The organism is Variovorax sp. Soil_C_12 (assembly GCF_057657375.1).
Genome location: NZ_JBDGIO010000005.1, coordinates 185,003 through 200,722 on the forward strand (window position 1 = coordinate 185,003; position 15,720 = coordinate 200,722).

Annotated in this window: 19 protein-coding genes; 7 read left to right on the plus strand and 12 right to left on the minus strand. The window is 63.9% G+C overall.

Annotated features, from left to right (window positions below):
- The first annotated feature begins 89 nt into the window (after nt 1–89).
- The 6 genes from AC3A6X_RS15545 to AC3A6X_RS15570 all read left to right on the plus strand — a co-directional run bounded on the left by AC3A6X_RS15545 (nt 90) and on the right by AC3A6X_RS15570 (nt 5,391).
- Nucleotides 90–845, plus strand: coding sequence for a hypothetical protein (locus AC3A6X_RS15545; protein ID WP_487843030.1), 756 nt, complete (start codon nt 90–92; stop codon nt 843–845).
- A gap of 336 nt (nt 846–1,181) precedes the next feature.
- Entirely contained in the window at nt 1,182–1,646 is a 465-nt protein-coding gene (locus tag AC3A6X_RS15550; protein WP_487843031.1) for a type III secretion system chaperone, read from the plus strand.
- 269 nt (nt 1,647–1,915) lie between these two features.
- Nucleotides 1,916–3,421 carry a hypothetical protein gene (locus tag AC3A6X_RS15555; protein WP_487843032.1) on the plus strand — a complete coding sequence of 502 codons (1,506 nt, stop codon included), beginning with the start codon at nt 1,916–1,918 and terminating at the stop codon, nt 3,419–3,421.
- Nucleotides 3,422–3,551: 130 nt separating this feature from the next.
- Complete coding sequence (locus AC3A6X_RS15560; RefSeq protein ID WP_487843033.1) at nt 3,552–4,244, plus strand: P-loop NTPase family protein; 693 nt, start codon at nt 3,552–3,554, stop codon at nt 4,242–4,244.
- Nucleotides 4,245–4,931: 687 nt separating this feature from the next.
- The gene (locus tag AC3A6X_RS15565) at nt 4,932–5,114 is read left to right on the plus strand and encodes a hypothetical protein (protein ID WP_487843034.1); all 183 of its coding nucleotides are present in this window, start codon (nt 4,932–4,934) and stop codon (nt 5,112–5,114) included.
- Nucleotides 5,115–5,148: 34 nt separating this feature from the next.
- Entirely contained in the window at nt 5,149–5,391 is a 243-nt protein-coding gene (locus AC3A6X_RS15570; RefSeq protein ID WP_487843035.1) for a hypothetical protein, read from the plus strand.
- A gap of 105 nt (nt 5,392–5,496) precedes the next feature.
- Here AC3A6X_RS15570 and AC3A6X_RS15575 read toward each other — a convergent pair whose 3' ends face one another.
- The 8 genes from AC3A6X_RS15575 to AC3A6X_RS15610 form a co-directional block, all read right to left on the minus strand.
- Complete coding sequence (locus AC3A6X_RS15575; protein WP_487843036.1) at nt 5,497–6,036, minus strand: disulfide bond formation protein B; 540 nt, start codon at nt 6,034–6,036, stop codon at nt 5,497–5,499.
- 1 nt (nt 6,037) lies between these two features.
- Entirely contained in the window at nt 6,038–7,123 is a 1,086-nt protein-coding gene (locus AC3A6X_RS15580) for a sulfate/molybdate ABC transporter ATP-binding protein (RefSeq protein WP_487843037.1), read from the minus strand.
- 12 nt (nt 7,124–7,135) lie between these two features.
- Complete coding sequence (cysW, locus tag AC3A6X_RS15585) at nt 7,136–8,035, minus strand: sulfate ABC transporter permease subunit CysW (RefSeq protein ID WP_309962278.1); 900 nt, start codon at nt 8,033–8,035, stop codon at nt 7,136–7,138.
- Nucleotides 8,032–8,922, minus strand: a complete 891-nt coding sequence (cysT, locus tag AC3A6X_RS15590) for a sulfate ABC transporter permease subunit CysT (protein WP_309962276.1) — start codon at nt 8,920–8,922, stop codon at nt 8,032–8,034. The genes cysW and cysT overlap by 4 nt, the downstream gene beginning before the upstream one ends.
- Nucleotides 8,923–8,925: 3 nt before the next feature.
- Nucleotides 8,926–9,936 (minus strand): sulfate ABC transporter substrate-binding protein, encoded by a 1,011-nt coding sequence (locus AC3A6X_RS15595; RefSeq protein ID WP_487843038.1) that lies wholly within the window; start codon nt 9,934–9,936, stop codon nt 8,926–8,928.
- Complete coding sequence (locus AC3A6X_RS15600; RefSeq protein WP_487843039.1) at nt 9,933–10,511, minus strand: RBBP9/YdeN family alpha/beta hydrolase; 579 nt, start codon at nt 10,509–10,511, stop codon at nt 9,933–9,935. Before AC3A6X_RS15600 ends, AC3A6X_RS15595 begins: the two co-directional genes overlap by 4 nt.
- Nucleotides 10,512–10,531: 20 nt before the next feature.
- Nucleotides 10,532–11,173, minus strand: a complete 642-nt coding sequence (locus tag AC3A6X_RS15605) for a peroxiredoxin (RefSeq protein WP_487843040.1) — start codon at nt 11,171–11,173, stop codon at nt 10,532–10,534.
- A 124-nt stretch (nt 11,174–11,297) separates the two neighbouring features.
- A complete protein-coding gene (locus AC3A6X_RS15610) occupies nt 11,298–12,212 on the minus strand; it encodes a LysR family transcriptional regulator (RefSeq protein ID WP_487843041.1) in 915 nt (304 codons plus the stop codon).
- A 134-nt stretch (nt 12,213–12,346) separates the two neighbouring features.
- On the opposite strand from AC3A6X_RS15610, the gene AC3A6X_RS15615 reads away from it, so the two are divergent.
- The gene (locus tag AC3A6X_RS15615; RefSeq protein WP_487843042.1) at nt 12,347–12,994 is read left to right on the plus strand and encodes an FMN-dependent NADH-azoreductase; all 648 of its coding nucleotides are present in this window, start codon (nt 12,347–12,349) and stop codon (nt 12,992–12,994) included.
- 98 nt (nt 12,995–13,092) lie between these two features.
- On the opposite strand, the gene AC3A6X_RS15620 is transcribed toward AC3A6X_RS15615, so the two are convergent.
- From AC3A6X_RS15620 to AC3A6X_RS15635, 4 genes are all read right to left on the minus strand, one after another.
- The gene (locus AC3A6X_RS15620) at nt 13,093–13,650 is read right to left on the minus strand and encodes an NADPH-dependent FMN reductase (RefSeq protein ID WP_487843043.1); all 558 of its coding nucleotides are present in this window, start codon (nt 13,648–13,650) and stop codon (nt 13,093–13,095) included.
- A gap of 65 nt (nt 13,651–13,715) precedes the next feature.
- On the minus strand, nt 13,716–14,621 hold the full coding sequence (epsC, locus tag AC3A6X_RS15625; protein WP_487843044.1) for a serine O-acetyltransferase EpsC: 906 nt from the start codon (nt 14,619–14,621) through the stop codon (nt 13,716–13,718).
- 491 nt (nt 14,622–15,112) lie between these two features.
- On the minus strand, nt 15,113–15,325 hold the full coding sequence (locus AC3A6X_RS15630; protein ID WP_487843045.1) for a hypothetical protein: 213 nt from the start codon (nt 15,323–15,325) through the stop codon (nt 15,113–15,115).
- A 41-nt stretch (nt 15,326–15,366) separates the two neighbouring features.
- Nucleotides 15,367–15,543: a hypothetical protein gene (locus AC3A6X_RS15635; protein WP_487843046.1), complete on the minus strand. Its 177-nt coding sequence runs from the start codon at nt 15,541–15,543 to the stop codon at nt 15,367–15,369.
- Nucleotides 15,544–15,720: the final 177 nt, after the last annotated feature.

Here is a 15,720-nt window from a genome sequence, read left to right on the forward strand (position 1 = left end):
GCCAAGGTATTGATTTGTAAGGGAATATTCGCCGGCCTCACCCTCCGGGACCGGCTGCTGCCCGAGGCGGCGATGATAACGTGCGGGCCATGCGCGAATCCCTCCGTTCTTCCCCTCCCGCGCGCCGCCGCGCCGTGCTCATGGGCGGCCTGGCCGCAACCCTCCTCGGCCTGTCGGGCTGCGCCAGCACCGAGCGCGCGGAGCCTTATGGCAGCAACGAGTGGCTGCAGTCCGGCGCCAACCGCATCGCGAACCTGGCGCTGCGCGACAACCTGCAATCGATACGGCGCGTGCAGCTCTCGCTGTACCGGCGCAATCCGCGGGAATGGCGCAAGTGGGCGTCGAGCGCGGAAGACGCGACCCAGCGCACCTGGGACGCCGTTTCGCAGGACACCCCGCTGGCGCAGCTGCGCGGCGCCACCGGCATCGACGCCATCCGCCTCGCCTTCGAGACCCAGCCCAGGCCCTACGAGGGGGACCGCGTGGCGGCGCTGGTGGTGGGCTGGGCTTCCATGCTCAAGCAGGCCAACGGCGGCACCTGGGAGCAGACCATGCTCGACGGGGTGAACGCGGAAAACAGCTACCGCGCGGCGCGCAACGTCGAGATCTCGCTGTGGCTGATCGGATCGAAGACCGGGCCGGATGGCCAGCCGCTCCTGCTGGCCACCGAGATCAGCGAGCGCGGGCGCAACCTGGTGGTCGACCGCGAGCTGTCGAAGGTGGTGGCGCGGCTGGACCTGCTGGCTGCGCAGGCGGACGAGAAGTACCGGAGAGCGGCGTTGGACTTCAGCCAGAACTGGCTGCTGGGGAACTTCGGGCCGTTTTTCGCGATGGTGAACAGGTAGGTCGAAGCTGGCTTCTTTGTAGCCAGTACTTTTGTTTGCGGTATTTCCGTACTGCTGCAAGCAAAGCGTGCGCCAACGGCTGCTGAAGATGGGGGAAATATTGCCCATCTGCGCTGGATTTCCGAGTGAAGGCGATTCCTTCCCCTTTCTTCTGAAGGGGTCAGAAAAGATCAACCGCCGGGCCTCCCTGGCCATGGAACCTTCGTTTGCAGCGGGTTACTGATCTGATGAGCAAACCGGGTCAACAAGGTTTCCGAGCTTCACAGGGGGTTCAACGTCGTGGCGAAGAAGCACGTCCGCAGGGGCGGCTGGCCACGTGCATGCAGGCATGTGTCTATGACCATTCATCCAGACCAGGTAGCCCAACTCCTCGTGGAGCTGGGCGAACGCACACCGCGCATCGAAAGCATCGTCCAGGAGGCCGACGCGCCTCGCTGGGCCATCGAGTTGGAAGACGGCCACATTGTTCTTGCGGAACTCGATGAAGAACGCGGCAGGCTCAGCCTCGAAACTGACCTAGGCCGACCGCCCGAGGAGCACCGGCTCGCGACCTGCGAGGCTTTGATGATGCTCACGTCCCTCGAGCACGCCGCCAACGATTGGGCGATGGCGCTCAGCGAGCCGAATGGCGAATTCCAGCTCTGTGGCCGCGTCACGGTGCCGCACGCCTATTCAGCTGATCTGCAATCGGGCCTTCTCTCCTTCGTCGACCAAGCACAGCAATGGAGGGAAATCGTCGCGCGAGGAGCACAGCCCGATGCGGTAGCAAATGAGGTTTTCAGTTCTGCGCTTCTCGCCTGAGAACAACTTCGCGTACCGAGCAACTCATTCTCCAACCAACCAAGTGTCTTCTTGATGGACCACACAAAGTTTCAGGATATTTGCGTGACGGCCGCTCGTGAAGAGCAATGAGCCCGCTGAGATGCCGCGGTGCTTCCAAGGGTGAGACCGAAAGAGCTCGGCAAATTATCAGCGGCATCATATCCAAGAGCCTCGGCGCAGTATTTACCGCAACACTGGCTTGACTAACAATGCCGGCGTCATTGAAAATCACTTGGCAAAATCAAATCATGAACGTAAACAAAATATCCCCGTCACCGATCCCGCTCGATTCAAGCACAGACAAGCAGGGCAAAACGGAAGATGCTCGGCAAAAGAAAATTCTTTCAACCTTGTTTGAAAGAAGAAAAGCCTCAACCCCCTCAGTCATATCTCAGAGAATCGGGTCTAGGCGCGAAAGCAAAATTGCAAACGATCGACCAGCCGAGGTTAATCTTCGAGGGTCGAATTTCGATGCAAATGCCGTTTTTTTCAACGCCACACCCGTCAGTCCAATCAAGGAGACCGGCATTTTAAACAATGAACTTGGCGAGCGTGATATTTTGGTGAAAACGGCTTCTGAATCATTGGCGGATGCCAAAGAAGAAGTATCGAGCAGTTCAGAGTCCGACAAAGCTCTGAAGGACATGAAGGCGTTACTGAACAACGTTAAATCCCTCGATCCGGATGAGATCGACAAAGAACCAAACATACCATCTCGGCAAACTGCGTTTTCGCCCAACGGCCCGGAATCGTCGCGTCTGAAAAGACACAACAATCTGATCGAACTACCATTGATGTGGAATGCGGCCTGGTCTGAGTTGCCACCAATCATCGCTCACGAAGTAAGGAGGCACAAGTACGCCTCAGACTCTCTGAGATCTCAGAACGTGCCGGATTTCAAGAAAAAGGTGAGCGCCAAGCTGAGCCCTGTTCGCAACAAAATTCCCAAAGGCATAAATTTGGATGGCCACGGGAATTTGAAGGGCACCTATTCGTTGACCAAAACTCCAACTTACCAAGGTGACGGGGTTGATGAGTTTCCCGGGAAAAATGACTTGTATTACGAGTCCTATTTCAATCAAGCCCTGAATGAAGAGATAAAACGCGCAACAAAGTTCGTCGGCCCAGAACTCGAAGAGAGGCAACAGGTACTCGTAACAGATCAGGCATTTCTCGATTTGCATCGAGGTGAGGTCGAGTTTGTTCACGAGGGAACGATATTTCGTAGCCAAGAGCACAAAATCAAAGGGGAAAATTTACACAAGGAAGCCGTCGCTCTTGCTTTTATCGACCTCGCGACTTTCCCCGCGGCAAGGACTGTCATCTCGTCGGTCCTTACTCAAGGGTTCGCAACAGCTTTCTGGAAAGGACTGATAAGCGTCGATGGAAGGCCCATGAGCCACTTGCGCATGATCACGTCAAGGAATACTGTCGGACGGCAGGTTGAACTGGTTCAACCTGATGGTACGCGGCAAATAATTGGCCCCCACGAAGGCATGGGAAGCGCCAAGCTAAAAATATTGCGCGACGGCAATGACTTTAGGCTGCTGTTCGACTGGCAAGCTTATGCCGAGGCAAAACCAAATGCGAGATCCCTTCTGCCCTTGGCCGAAAACGAGGTCATTGGTATCCGCTTCCAAGCGGAATTTATGATCAGCGGAGAGGCAGCCACCCAAGGCCGTATGGAAATGTCGACTGTTGGCGGTCTGGAGGGGATTCAGGTGACGTTCTCGGGACGCCTCGATCTGAACTGAACGAAGATTGGCGGCTGCCCGTCTTTTCGGTGCGTTGCGCTGCGGTCCACGGCAAAAAGGTGTCGGGCGTCATCACGGTACTTGGCACCTAGAATGCCTGACCCTTCTCTACCACCGCACCAACACCCTTATGAGCTCCCTCAACTTCATCGGCGGCGAAAAAGGCGGTGTCGGCAAGTCCGTCACCGCCCGGGTCCTGGCGCAGTACTTCATCGATCACAGCAAGCCTTTCGTGGGCTTCGACACCGATCGATCGCACAGCTCCTTCACCCGCTTCTACGAAGGCTTCGCCTCGCCGGTGGTGGTCGACAGTTATGAGGGCCTGGACACGGTGGTCAACGGCTTCGAGACGCGTCCGCAGCAGAGCGTGATCGTCGACCTCGCAGCGCAGACGCTGGCGCCGCTGGCGCGCTGGATCAAGGATTCGGATCTCTTCGACGTCTTCGCCGAGCTCGGCGTGACGGTCAACTTCTGGCACGTGCTGGACGACGGCAAGGACTCGAGCGACCTGCTCGGCACGCTGGTCGACACCTTCGGCAATCGGCCCAACTACATCGTGGTGCAGAACTACGGCCGCGGCAACGACTTCGGCCTGCTGCTCGGCTCGCAGTCGCTCAGCAAGGCGGCCGCGCACGGGGCCCGCGTGATCGCCCTGCCCCGCCTGCACGACGCCAGCATGCGCAAAATCGATGCGCGGAACACCAGCTTCTGGAAGGCGGTCAACGACCGCGAAGGCGCCAGCGCGCTCGGGCTACTGGAGCGCCAGCGCGTGAAGAGCTGGCTCGCGACTTCTTACGCCGCCTTCGACACGCTGCCGCTCTGAGCGCGGCTCCCGCCTTCGCGGCGGGAGGCATGGGCGAGGCGATCCGCCTCGTCTTCGAGACCCGGCCCAGAAACGACGTGAACGCGGAGAACAGGCGCGCCACGTCGAGATCTCGCTCTAGCTGATCGATTGAAGACCGGGCGGCCGGATTGCCAGCCGCTGCTGCTGGCCCGAGATCAGCAAGCGCGGGTGCAACCTGGTCGTCGACCGCGAGCTGTCGAAGGTGGTCGCGCGCTTGGACCTGCTGCCTGCGCAGGCCGACGAGAAGTCCCGGAGAGCGGCGTTGGACTTCAGCCAGAACTGGCTGCTGGGGAACTTTGGGCCGTTTTTCTCGATGGTGAACAGGTAGGTCGAAGCTGGCTTCTTTGTAGTCAGTACTTTTGTTTGCTTTATTTCCGTACTGCTGCAAGCAAAGCGCGTTCCAACCGCTGCCGAAGATGGGAGAAATATTGCCCATTCGCGCCCTGTTTCCGAGTGAAACCTGTTCCTTGCCCTTTCTTCTCAACGGGTCAGAAAAGTTCAACCGCCTGGGCTTCCTGACGGTGGAACCTTCGTTTGCAGCAGGTTACTGATCCGATGAGCAAACCGGGTCACAAAGGTTTCCGAGCTTCACAGGGGGTTCCACGTCGTGGCGAAGAAGCACGTCCTACAGGGGTCGGCTAGCCACGTGCAAGCAGGTACGTATCTATGACCATTGATTCAGGCCAGGTAGCCCAACTCGTCGTGGAGTGGGGCAAACGCACACCGCGCATCGAAAGCATCGTCCAGGAAGCCGACGCCCCTCGCTGGAGCATCGAACGGGACGACGGGCTCGGCGCACGGGCCCGATTCGGTAGCAAACGAAGTTTTCAGTTCTCTTCTGGCGCCTGAGGACCTCGCCGCCAACCAACTCGACCCACTCGGCATGGGTGCCTGCAAGTGGGAGCTTTCTCATGAAAATAACAATTTCAAAATCTCGATCGATTGGCAAACTTATGCGGTTGCCAACGAAGGCCAGGACTGGCTGCCGCTGGCCAAGAACCAGGTCATCGGTATTCATTGGAAGGCTGATTTCATCATCGATGGGGACGCCGCTCGCGAACATCGGCTAGAGCTCTCAATTCCCAATGGGATCACGGCTGAGTTCTCTGGCCGACTGGATGTCTGAGCGCGTCACCTCATGCCAGCACACGGGCAACACTTGCCCATATGGTGATCTGAGCGCTATCCCACGCTCAGCAAGGACAACCTAGATGGTCGATGAAGGCACAACCTAAGCGGCCTTCGACACGCTACCGCTCTGAACACCGGCGCGCGGGCCGCGCCGCCAGAACAACAGCCCCAGCAACAGCAGGCCGAACACCACGAACGAAATGAAGGACCAGTTCGCAATCGACAACCCCAAAAAGGTCCAGTCGATCTGCGTGCAGTCCCCGCCACCCCGAAAGATCATCGGCAGCGCCCGCTTCAGCGGAAAGGTCTCGATCATCCCGTAGAGGTCGCGCCCGCAGGACACGACCTCCGGCGGATACCACTGCAGCCAGCTCTGGCGCGCGGCCGTATAGGCACCGCCCACCGCCATCACCAACGCCAGCGTCGCGCCTGTGAGCTGCAGGCCACGGCCCTTGCTCAGCGCCGCCAGGCCGGTGAAGACCGCCACCAGCACCAGCGCATAGCGCTGCACGATGCACATCGGGCACGGCTCGAGCCCCACCACATGCTGCAGATAAAGCCCGAAGGCCAGCATGGCCACGCAGGCCGCGCAGATCAGCGCGAGCGCGCGGCGCGGCGCTCCGAAATACCAGTCCAACAAATCAATGCCCCTCTACGAAGACGCGGGCCCGGCGCGGCGTGGCAACCACCGTCTCGCCTTCGCGCAAGCCCAGGTCCCGGAACTGTTGCGCAGGGAGTTGCGCCTCGATGATGGTTCCGGAACCAGGATTGTCTGGATTCGATTCGACCGGTTCGAGTTCCAGGCGCGCGATCGGTCCGACCACGATAGCCCGGCTCAAGGTGGCGACGATGCCGCTGGCGCCGGGCACATAGCGCTCGACGTCGAGGTCGTGCGGCCGCACATAGGCCAGGGCCTTGCCGTTGCGCAGGTCGCGGTGCTCGGGCGAATCGATGCGAACGCCCTCCAGATGTACCTCGCCCTCGTGCGCGCGGCCGTGAAACAGGTTCACGTCGCCGAGGAAGCCGTAGACGAAGGGGCTGGCCGGGTGGTCCCACACGTCCTGCGGCGAGCCGACCTGCTCGATGCGGCCGCCGTTCATCAGCACCACGCGGTCGGCGACTTCCAGCGCCTCCTCCTGGTCGTGGGTGACGAAGATGCTGGTGACGTGCAGCTCGTCGTGCAGCCGGCGCAGCCAGCGGCGCAGCTCCTTGCGGACCTTGGCGTCGAGCGCGCCGAAAGGCTCGTCGAGCAGCAGCACCTTGGGCTCGACCGCGAGCGCGCGGGCCAGGGCGATGCGCTGGCGCTGGCCGCCCGAGAGCTGGGCCGGGTAGCGGTCGGCCAGCCAGTCGAGCTGCACGAGCTTGAGCAGCTCGTGCACCTTGGCCTTGATCTGCGCCTCGCCGGGCCGCAGGCCGCGCGGCTTGACGCGCAAGCCGAAGGCCACGTTCTCGAACACGGTCATGTGGCGGAACAGCGCGTAGTGCTGGAACACGAAGCCGACCTGGCGCTCGCGCACATGCACGTCGGTGGTGTCCTCGCCGGCGAAGAGAATGCTGCCGGCGTCGGCCGTTTCCAGGCCCGCGATGATGCGCAGCAAGGTGGTCTTGCCGCAGCCCGAGGGGCCCAGCAGCGCGACCAGCTCGCCCGAATCGACGTCGAGGCTGACGTCGCGCAGCGCGTGGAAGTCGCCGAACTGCTTGCTGACGTTGCGGATTTCAATGCTCATGTCTTGTTCTCCTCAGGCTTGCGCTGCCGAGAGCGGCCGCTCGGGCGGCAGCTCGGCCAGGGCCTTCATCTCGCGCTCGTGGCGCCATTCGATGACCGACTTGATGACCAGCGTGACCAGCGCCAGGATGGCCAGCAGCGAGGCCACCGCGAAAGCGGCCACGGACTGGTATTCGTTGTAGAGCACTTCGACGTGCAGCGGCATGGTGTTGGTCTGGCCGCGGATGTGGCCCGAGACCACCGACACCGCGCCGAACTCGCCCATGGCGCGCGCGTTGCAGAGGATCACGCCGTACAGCAGCCCCCACTTGATGTTGGGCAGGGTCACGCGGCGGAAGGTCTGCCAGCCGGTCGCGCCGAGCACGATGGCGGCCTGCTCTTCTTCGGTGCCCTGGGCCTGCATCAGCGGGATCAGCTCGCGCGCGATGAAGGGGAAGGTCACGAAGATGGTGGCCAGCACGATGCCCGGCACGGCGAAGATGATCTTGATGTCGTGCGCCGCCAGCCAGGGGCCGAACCAGCCCTGCGCGCCGAAGACCAACACGTAGATCAGGCCCGCCACCACGGGCGACACGGCAAAGGGAAGATCGACCAGCGTGGTCAGCAGTGCCTTGCCGCGGAACTCGAACTTGGCGATGGCCCAGGCGGCGGCGACGCCGAAGACGAGGTTCATCGGCACCGTGATGGCGGCGGTGATCAGCGTCAGGCGGATCGCGCTCCAGGCATCGGGCTCTTTCAGCGCTTCGAGGTAGGCGCCGGCGCCCTTGCGCAGGGCCTCGGTCGCCACGGCGGCGAGCGGCAGCACGAGGAACAGGAACATGAAGGCCAGCGCCACGCCGATCAAGGTGTAGCGCACCCAGGCCGCCTCGGTGGTGCCGGCCTTGGCGCGGCGAACGGTGCGCGTACTGCTCATGCCGAGGCTCCACGCCGCCGCTGCCAGGCCTGCAGCGCATTGATGACCAGCAGCAGCGCGAAGGAGATCACCAGCATCACCAGCGCGACCGCGGTGGCGCCCGCAAAGTCATACTGCTCCAGCTTGCCGATGATGATCAGCGGCGTGATCTCCGAGATCATCGGCATGTTGCCGGCGATGAAGATCACCGAGCCGTACTCGCCGATCGCGCGGGCGAAGGCCATCGCGAAGCCGGTCAGCAGCGCCGGCGTGATGGAGGGCAGGATCACCTTGGTGAAGGTCTGCAGCCGCGTCGCGCCGAGGCTGGTGGCGGCCTCTTCCAGTTCCTTCTCGGTGTCCTCGAGCACGGGCTGCACGGTGCGCACCACGAAGGGCAGGCCGATGAAGATCAGCGCGATCACAATGCCGGCCGGCGTGAAGGCCAGCTTGATGCCCATGGGCTCGAGGTACTGGCCGATCCAGCCGTTGCCCGCGAGCAGCGCCGTGAGCGAGATGCCGGCCACGGCGGTGGGCAGCGCGAAAGGCAGGTCGACCAGCGCGTCGACGATGCGCTTGCCCGGGAACTTGTAGCGCACCAGCACCCAGGCCACCAGCAGCCCGAAGACCAGGTTGACCAGTGCCGCGATCAGCGAGGCGCCGAAGGTCAGGCGGTACGAAGCCATCACGCGCGGCGCGGTCACCGCGGTCCAGAACTGCTCCCAGCTGAGCGCCGAGGTCTTGAAGACCAGCGCCGACAGCGGGATCAGCACGATCAGGCAGAGATAGAAGAGCGAAAAGCCCAGCGTGAGATGAAAGCCGGGCAGCACGCGGCGCGAGACGCCTGGGCGTCCCGGACGTGCGGACGGCGCTGCCGGTGCCGGCAGCGCCGAAGAGAGAGCACCGCTCATTTTTTACTTGGCGCCGGGCGTGTAGAGCTTGTCGAACTGACCACCGTCATTGAAGTGGACCTTCTGCGCTTCGCCGAGGCTGCCGAACAGTTCCTGCACAGTGAAGAGCTGCAAGGGCTTGAAGGTCGCGGCGTGCCTCTTGAGCACGGCTTCCGAGCGCGGGCGCAGCGCATGCTTGGCCGCGATCTCCTGCGCCTCGTCGGAGTACAGGTAGTCGAGGTAGGCCTTGGCGAGCTCGCCGGTGCCCTTCTTGGCCACCGTGCGCTCGACCACGGCCACCGGGTTCTCGGCCAGGATGCTGATCGAGGGATAGACCGCATCGACCTTGCCGGCGCCGAATTCGCGGTCGATGGAGACCACTTCGGATTCGAAGGTGATCAGCACGTCGCCGATGTTGCGCTGCAGGAAGGCGGTGGTGGCGTCGCGGCCGCCGCGCGCCAGCACCGGCACGTTCTTGAAGAGCTTGCCCACGAACTCGGCGGCCTGCGCGTCGCTGCCGCCCTTCTTCTTCACGTAGCCCCAGGCGGCGAGGTAGGCATAGCGGCCGTTGCCGCCGGTCTTGGGGTTGACGATCACGACCTGCACGCCGGGCTTGACGAGGTCGTCCCAGTCCTTGATGCCCTTGGGGTTGCCGTTGCGCGTGAGGAACAGCATGGTCGAGGTGGTGGGCGCCGCGTTCTGCGGGAAGCGCTTGGCCCAGTCCTTGGCGACCACGCCGGCATTGGCGAGGAAGTCGATGTCGGTGGTGGTGTTCATGGTCACCACGTCGGCCTCCAGGCCGTCGGCCACGGCGCGCGCCTGCGCGCTGGAGCCGGCATGCGACTGGTCGATCTTGACGTCCTTGCCCGCGGTCTTCTTGTAGTGGGCCACGAAGGCCGCGTTGTAGTCCTTGTAGAACTCGCGCGCCACGTCGTAGGACACGTTCAGCAGGGTCTGGGCCGAGGCGGTGCCTGCGGCGGCAGCCAGCGCCAGGGCGGCGATGATCGCCTTCGTCTTCGTCGTCTTGAAAGTCATAGGGTTGCCAGTGGTTCGAAGGGGGGACGGACGCCCGTCGGGGCATGGGGGTCGTCCGTCAGCGACTGGAGCAGCGCCAGGCCCAAAGGCCAGTCGCCATGCCCCGAATCGACGTTGATATGGCCGGCATTCTGCATGCGAACGAATTCGCTGCCCCAGGCGCGGGCATAGGCGCCGGCCAGGCGCACCGGGCAATAGGGGTCGTTGCTGCTGGCCACCACGATGCTGCGGTACGGCAGCTTCGCATAAGGCACGGGCGCGAAGTCCGCGAGCGCGGCGCGCCGTTCCGGGTCGGCCGGCGCCACCAGCAGCGCGCCGCGGATGCGGGCCGCGGCGGCCTCGGACAGGTGCGCGGTCGCGATGCAGCCCAGGCTGTGGGCGACGATCACGACCGGGCCGGGGCTTTGCAGCACCAGCGTTTCGAGCGCCGCCACCCAGGCCTCGCGCTTGGGCGTGATCCAGTCGTCCTGCACCACGCGCACGGCGCCCTGCATGCGCTCGGCCCACAGGCTTTGCCAGTGGCCCGGACCGGAATCGCGCCAGCCGGGGACGATGACGAGGGTCGCTGCGCTCACGAGTTCGCTCGCTTGCTCGCTCAGCGGTTGGGCTGCGGCGTCAGGCGCAGGTAGGGCCGCACGGCCTTGTAGCCCTTGGGAAAGCGCTGGGCGATCTCGTCCGGGTCCTGCAGGCTGGGGACGATCACCACCTCGTCGCCGTCGCGCCAGTTGGCGGGCGTCGCCACCTTGTGGCTGTCGGTCAGCTGCAGCGAGTCGATCACGCGCAGGATCTCGTCGAAGTTGCGGCCCGTGCTCGCCGGGTAGGTGATGGTGGTGCGGACCACCTTCTTCGGATCGATGATGAACACGCTGCGCACGGTGGCGGTGGTCGAGGCGTTCGGGTGGATCAGGTCGTAGAGGTCGGCCACCTTGCGATCGGCATCGGCCAGGATCGGGAAGTTGACGGTGGTGTTCTGCGTGTCGTCGATGTCGGCGATCCACTCCTTGTGCTTGTCCACCGGGTCGACGCTGATCGCGATCGGCTTGACGCCGCGCCGGGCGAATTCGGTGGCCAGCGCCGCGGTCTTGCCCAGCTCGGTGGTGCAGACGGGCGTGAAATCGGCCGGGTGCGAGAACAGCACGACCCAGGCGTCGCCGGCCCACTGGTAGAAGTCGATGGGGCCTTCGCTGGAGTCCTGGGTGAAATTCGGGGCGGTGTCGCCGAGTCGCAGGGTTGCCATGGTCGCTCTTTCTTCTTGCTCGATGGAGAGAGCGCCGATTCTGCGAAGCATTGCTTCAAAGCCAAACGAATATCTGCTTGTTTGAATATGGCATAAAGCGAATAAGGACAGCCTCAGACTTTCGTCATACCGTGAGCACGAAACCGCCCGCGCCGGTGTGCTCGGCCAGGAAATCGATCAGTTTCCGGATCGCCGGCACCAGTGCCCGCCGTGAGGGAAAGACCGCATGCAGGATGCCCGGCGGCGGGCCCCAGCCCGGTAGCACCTGGACCAGGCGCTTCGCTTCGAGGTCGTCCTTGCACATGTACTCGGGCAGCATGCTGGCGCCGACGCCCTCCACCACCGCGAATTTCAGTGTCAGCAGGTCGTCCGCCAAGTAGCGCGGCTGGTGCTGGAACGTGTGCCTGGCACCGCCTGGGCCTTCCAGGCACCAGCTGGCACGCCCGTCCGCGGCCGACTGGGACACGGTGTCCAGGCGCCCGAGCTCATCCACCGTCCGCACCGGGCCCTGGCGCCGGAGCTGGTCCGGGCTGGCCACCAGCACGCCCCGGGAGGTGGCGAACTGCTTGGCCACCAGCGTCGTGCTGTCTTCGATGACCGGCCGCACGCGCAGCGCCAGGTCGATGCCCTCTTCGATCGGGTCGACGGCCCGGTTCAGGATGCGCATCTCGATCTGCACCGCGGGGTAGCGCAGCATGAACTGCGACACCAGCACTCCGACGCCGCTCTGCGCCAGCGTGATGGGGCAGCTGATGCGCACCACGCCGCGCGGCTCGGTCTGCACCTGGGCGATGGCCTCGGCCGCGGCCTGGGCCGCGTCGCGCATCGCGACGCTGTGGCGCAGATAGAGCTCGCCGGCCGGCGTCAGCGACAGTTGCCGGGTGCTGCGCTGCAACAGCTGCACGCCCAGCCGCCCTTCCAGTTCAGCCACGCGGCGCGACAGCCTCGACTTCGGGATGCCCAGCGCCCGGCCGGCTGCCGCAAAGCCGCCGCGCTCGGCCACCTCGGCGAAAAAAACCATGTCGTTGAGGTCTTGCATGGCCGGCATTGTTCCATCAATAGGACGAACTGTGTGAAATTTGCCGGCTTATCAATCACTCGACTCAAAAATAGACTATCACCCATGCCGACCGATTCCTGTGCCGGCGCCACATCGAAAGAAAGCGATTGATCATGAAGCTGCTGCACATCGATTCCAGCGTCCTGGGTGACAACTCCGTTTCGCGCCAGCTGACGGCCGAAGCGGTCGCCACCTGGCGCAACAACCACCCCGGCACGGAAGTCGAGTACCTCGACCTGGCCGTTTCCGCACCCAGCCACCTCGACAGCCATTCGCTGGGCTTCCGCGCACCGGCCGGCACCGAGTTCACCGAGCGCCAGCGCGCCGAGAACGCGGTTTCGGAAAAGCTGGTGAGCCAGTTCCTGGCCGCCGACGTGATCGTGATCGGCGCCCCGTTCTACAACTTCTCGATTCCGAGCCAGTTGAAGGCCTGGATCGACCGCATCGCGCAGGTCGGCCGCACCTTCACGTACACCGACAAGGGCCCCGTGGGCCTGGCCGGCGGCAAGACCGTGATCGTCGCCATCACCCGCGGCGGCATCTACTCGACGACCGAAGGCGGCCAGGCGATGGAGCACCAGGAGAGCTACCTCAAGGTGGTGCTGGGCTTCGTGGGCATCACGGACGTGCGCTTTGTGCGCGCCGAAGGCCTGGCCATGGGCGATGCGCCGAAGGCGGCAGCACTCGGTGCCGCACGCGCCGACATCGGCGTGGTGGCGGGCGAAGCCGCCAACCAGGACGTCGCGTCCATCGCGGCCTGATTCCAGAAAGTTGTGCAGCGTGAGGCTCAGGCCTCACGCGCCTCGAAGGGCCGCCATGCGGCCCGGCGGCGTTTCAGCCGCCCCGCACACGATGTGCCTCAGGCGGTGGCGTGGCGCTTGATCCAGTCCACGTACTTGTCGACCCACCCCTGCAGGAACTTCTTGGTACTCCCCTCGGCAATATGGCCCTTGTCATCGAACAGGCTTTCCTTGTTCTGGATGAAGGCTTCGGGCTGGCCGAGCGTGGGCACGTCCAGATAAGCCAGCACGGTGCGCAACTGCTGCTGCGCGACGGCGGTTCCGATGGCGCCGACCGAGATGCCGATCACGCCGGCCGGCTTGCCGGCCCAGGCGCTCTGCCCGTAAGGCCGCGATGCGTGGTCGATTGCGTTCTTCAGCACGCCGGGCAACGCGCGGTTGTATTCCGGCGTCACGAAGATCAAGCCTTGCGCGGCGGCGATCTCGGACTTGAGCCGCTTCACCGAGGGTGCCTGGTTGCCGTCGTCGTCCTGGTTGTAGAGCGGCAGGTCGTCGATGCGCAGATGCTCGAGCGTGAAGTCCGCAGGCATCAGATGCGCGAGCGCGAGCGCAAGCTTGCGGTTGAAGGAATCCTTGCGCAGGCTGCCGACGATGACGGCAATTCGGGTCTGGCTCATAAAAGCTCCTTTGTGTTGGGGTGCGGCAAATTATGCGAAGCGCCTTTGACCTTTTCCAGACAAGCTCAATCGCAGCCCGCCTTCTGGAGGCTGGCCTGCGTGATGTTCGCGCCGGCCGGCACATCGTCGGTGATCCAGGTGTTGCCGCCGATCACCGCGCCCTTGCCCAGCGTCACGCGGCCGAGGATGGTGGCGCCGGCATAGATCACCACGTCGTCCTCCACGATCGGATGCCGCGGCAGGCCCTTCTGCAGGTTGCCTTCGGGGTCGATGGGGAAGCGCTTGGCGCCCAGGGTCACATGCTGGTAGAGGCGCACGCGCTTGCCGATCACCGTGGTCTCGCCGATCACGACGCCAGTGCCATGGTCGATGAAAAAGCCAGCGTCGATGCGCGCGCCGGGATGGATGTCGATGCCGGTCTGCGCATGCGCGAGCTCGGCCACGATGCGCGCCAGCAGCGGCAGGCCCAGCCCGTAGAGCTGGTGCGCGAGGCGGTGATGGATCATCGCCAGGATGCCGGGGTAGCACAGCAGCACTTCGTCGACGCTGTTCGCGGCCGGGTCGCCCTGGTACGCGGCGAGCACGTCGCCGTCCAGCAGGCGGCGAATCGACGGCAGCGCCGCGGCGAAGGCGCGCACGGCCTGCTCCGCCTCGGCATCGATCTCGGCCGGATCGCGCGGCTGGTGGCGTGCGTTGTAGCGCAGCTCCAGCCGGCCCTGCGCCAGCAACGACTGCAGCGCCGAATCGAGCGTGTGGCCGACGTAGAAGTCCTCGCTCTCGTGGCGCAGCTCGGGCGGGCCCAGCCGCATCGGGAACAGCGCGCCCTTCAGCGATTCGACGATCGCGGCCAGCGCATCGCGCGAAGGGAACTCGCGGCTTCCCGGCTCCCGCGAGCGCTTCTGGGCATCGCGCCACTCCTCGCGCGCCCCGCGCAGCGCAGCAACGATCTCATTGACTTCGAATCCGGCCATGGCATCTCTCCTTTTGGCGCCCATTGTTACGGCAATGAGCGCCGGCCGCGGCCGGTGCGGGTTTAGAAGCCACTGTCCCGGCGCTGAGATCGGCAGGCGCGCCGGGCAACGCGCCTTTCGATCGATCGCTGCACTTCAGCGCCAGTCGGCGGCCAGGAGGGGCGCCAGGCTGTTCTGGGGACAGGTCGTTGGCCAGACTGCAGTAGCCGCCGATCCTTGAGGCTTTGGTACCACGCTTCCATGCGTTGCTCTCATTGACTAAAGATGCCTCTGCTGCCTTTGTAGTTCGGCGTACTTGAGGCAGGCGGCCAACGGCAGTGGCGTAGTTGCCATGTCTTTCTTCCCTGGTTAATTAGTTGGTGACTTGTGCGACAGCGAAATCAAGTCCGGCACGTTAACGACCCGCGACGTCGCGTTCAATGTGAATATTCCCCAAGCGAGAATTGGTCAGATTTGATTCCCGTGGATATCACGCAACGCCTTGCGTGGATTCACGCCAACCACCACCACAGAACAAAGCCCACCGACGCCAGTCCGCCCAGCACCAACGCATATGCAGCAGCTCGTAGCAGGATTTTTTCCAGACGCACGAGCTGCCGGTATCGCCTCTCGCTGGTCGCGTCCCAGCCGAGAAACCATGCCAAGGCCAGGATCACAGTCGCCATGCTGAGCCAGACGATGGTGGGGATCTCACTCGAATCCATGCTGTGCTTTTCCTTTCCCTTTTCTCTTGCGGCTTGCGCCCTCAGCGCTCCATCACCAGCGTCACCGGAAAGACCACCCCGCGCTTCTCGTAGCTCACCGAATCGGCCGTGACGGTGCGCACGGCGGCGGCGCCAACGGTGCCGTAGCGCATGAACGGAAAGGTTTTCGGCTTGATCTCGGCCCGCTGCCGCACGGCCAGATGCCGGGCCGCACGCAAGAACAGATCGATGTCGGCGCCCTCACCAGGCTGCAGCCAAGGTCGCGGGCCAGCGTGGCCGGATCGGCTGCGATGCGGTGCGTGCGCGGCAGAGCACACAAGGCATGCAGCGCGGGGTCTGCGGTTCGCGCGCCCTCTTCCAAGCCTGCGCGCGAACCCGCCGCTATCGCGGCCCCC

Excerpts from the sequence above, each read along its gene's own strand:
- AC3A6X_RS15545 (WP_487843030.1), top strand. The coding sequence starts at position 90 with ATGCGCGAATCCCTCCGTTCTTCCCCTCCCGCGCGCCGCCGCGCCGTG.
- AC3A6X_RS15550 (WP_487843031.1), top strand. The coding sequence starts at position 1,182 with ATGACCATTCATCCAGACCAGGTAGCCCAACTCCTCGTGGAGCTGGGC.
- AC3A6X_RS15555 (WP_487843032.1), top strand. The coding sequence starts at position 1,916 with ATGAACGTAAACAAAATATCCCCGTCACCGATCCCGCTCGATTCAAGC.
- AC3A6X_RS15560 (WP_487843033.1), top strand. The coding sequence starts at position 3,552 with ATGAGCTCCCTCAACTTCATCGGCGGCGAAAAAGGCGGTGTCGGCAAG.
- AC3A6X_RS15565 (WP_487843034.1), top strand. The coding sequence starts at position 4,932 with ATGACCATTGATTCAGGCCAGGTAGCCCAACTCGTCGTGGAGTGGGGC.
- AC3A6X_RS15570 (WP_487843035.1), top strand. The coding sequence starts at position 5,149 with ATGGGTGCCTGCAAGTGGGAGCTTTCTCATGAAAATAACAATTTCAAA.
- AC3A6X_RS15580 (WP_487843037.1), bottom strand. The coding sequence starts at position 7,123 with ATGAGCATTGAAATCCGCAACGTCAGCAAGCAGTTCGGCGACTTCCAC.
- cysW (WP_309962278.1), bottom strand. The coding sequence starts at position 8,035 with ATGAGCAGTACGCGCACCGTTCGCCGCGCCAAGGCCGGCACCACCGAG.
- cysT (WP_309962276.1), bottom strand. The coding sequence starts at position 8,922 with ATGAGCGGTGCTCTCTCTTCGGCGCTGCCGGCACCGGCAGCGCCGTCC.
- AC3A6X_RS15595 (WP_487843038.1), bottom strand. The coding sequence starts at position 9,936 with ATGACTTTCAAGACGACGAAGACGAAGGCGATCATCGCCGCCCTGGCG.
- AC3A6X_RS15605 (WP_487843040.1), bottom strand. The coding sequence starts at position 11,173 with ATGGCAACCCTGCGACTCGGCGACACCGCCCCGAATTTCACCCAGGAC.
- AC3A6X_RS15610 (WP_487843041.1), bottom strand. The coding sequence starts at position 12,212 with ATGCAAGACCTCAACGACATGGTTTTTTTCGCCGAGGTGGCCGAGCGC.
- AC3A6X_RS15615 (WP_487843042.1), top strand. The coding sequence starts at position 12,347 with ATGAAGCTGCTGCACATCGATTCCAGCGTCCTGGGTGACAACTCCGTT.
- AC3A6X_RS15620 (WP_487843043.1), bottom strand. The coding sequence starts at position 13,650 with ATGAGCCAGACCCGAATTGCCGTCATCGTCGGCAGCCTGCGCAAGGAT.
- epsC (WP_487843044.1), bottom strand. The coding sequence starts at position 14,621 with ATGGCCGGATTCGAAGTCAATGAGATCGTTGCTGCGCTGCGCGGGGCG.
- AC3A6X_RS15630 (WP_487843045.1), bottom strand. The coding sequence starts at position 15,325 with ATGGATTCGAGTGAGATCCCCACCATCGTCTGGCTCAGCATGGCGACT.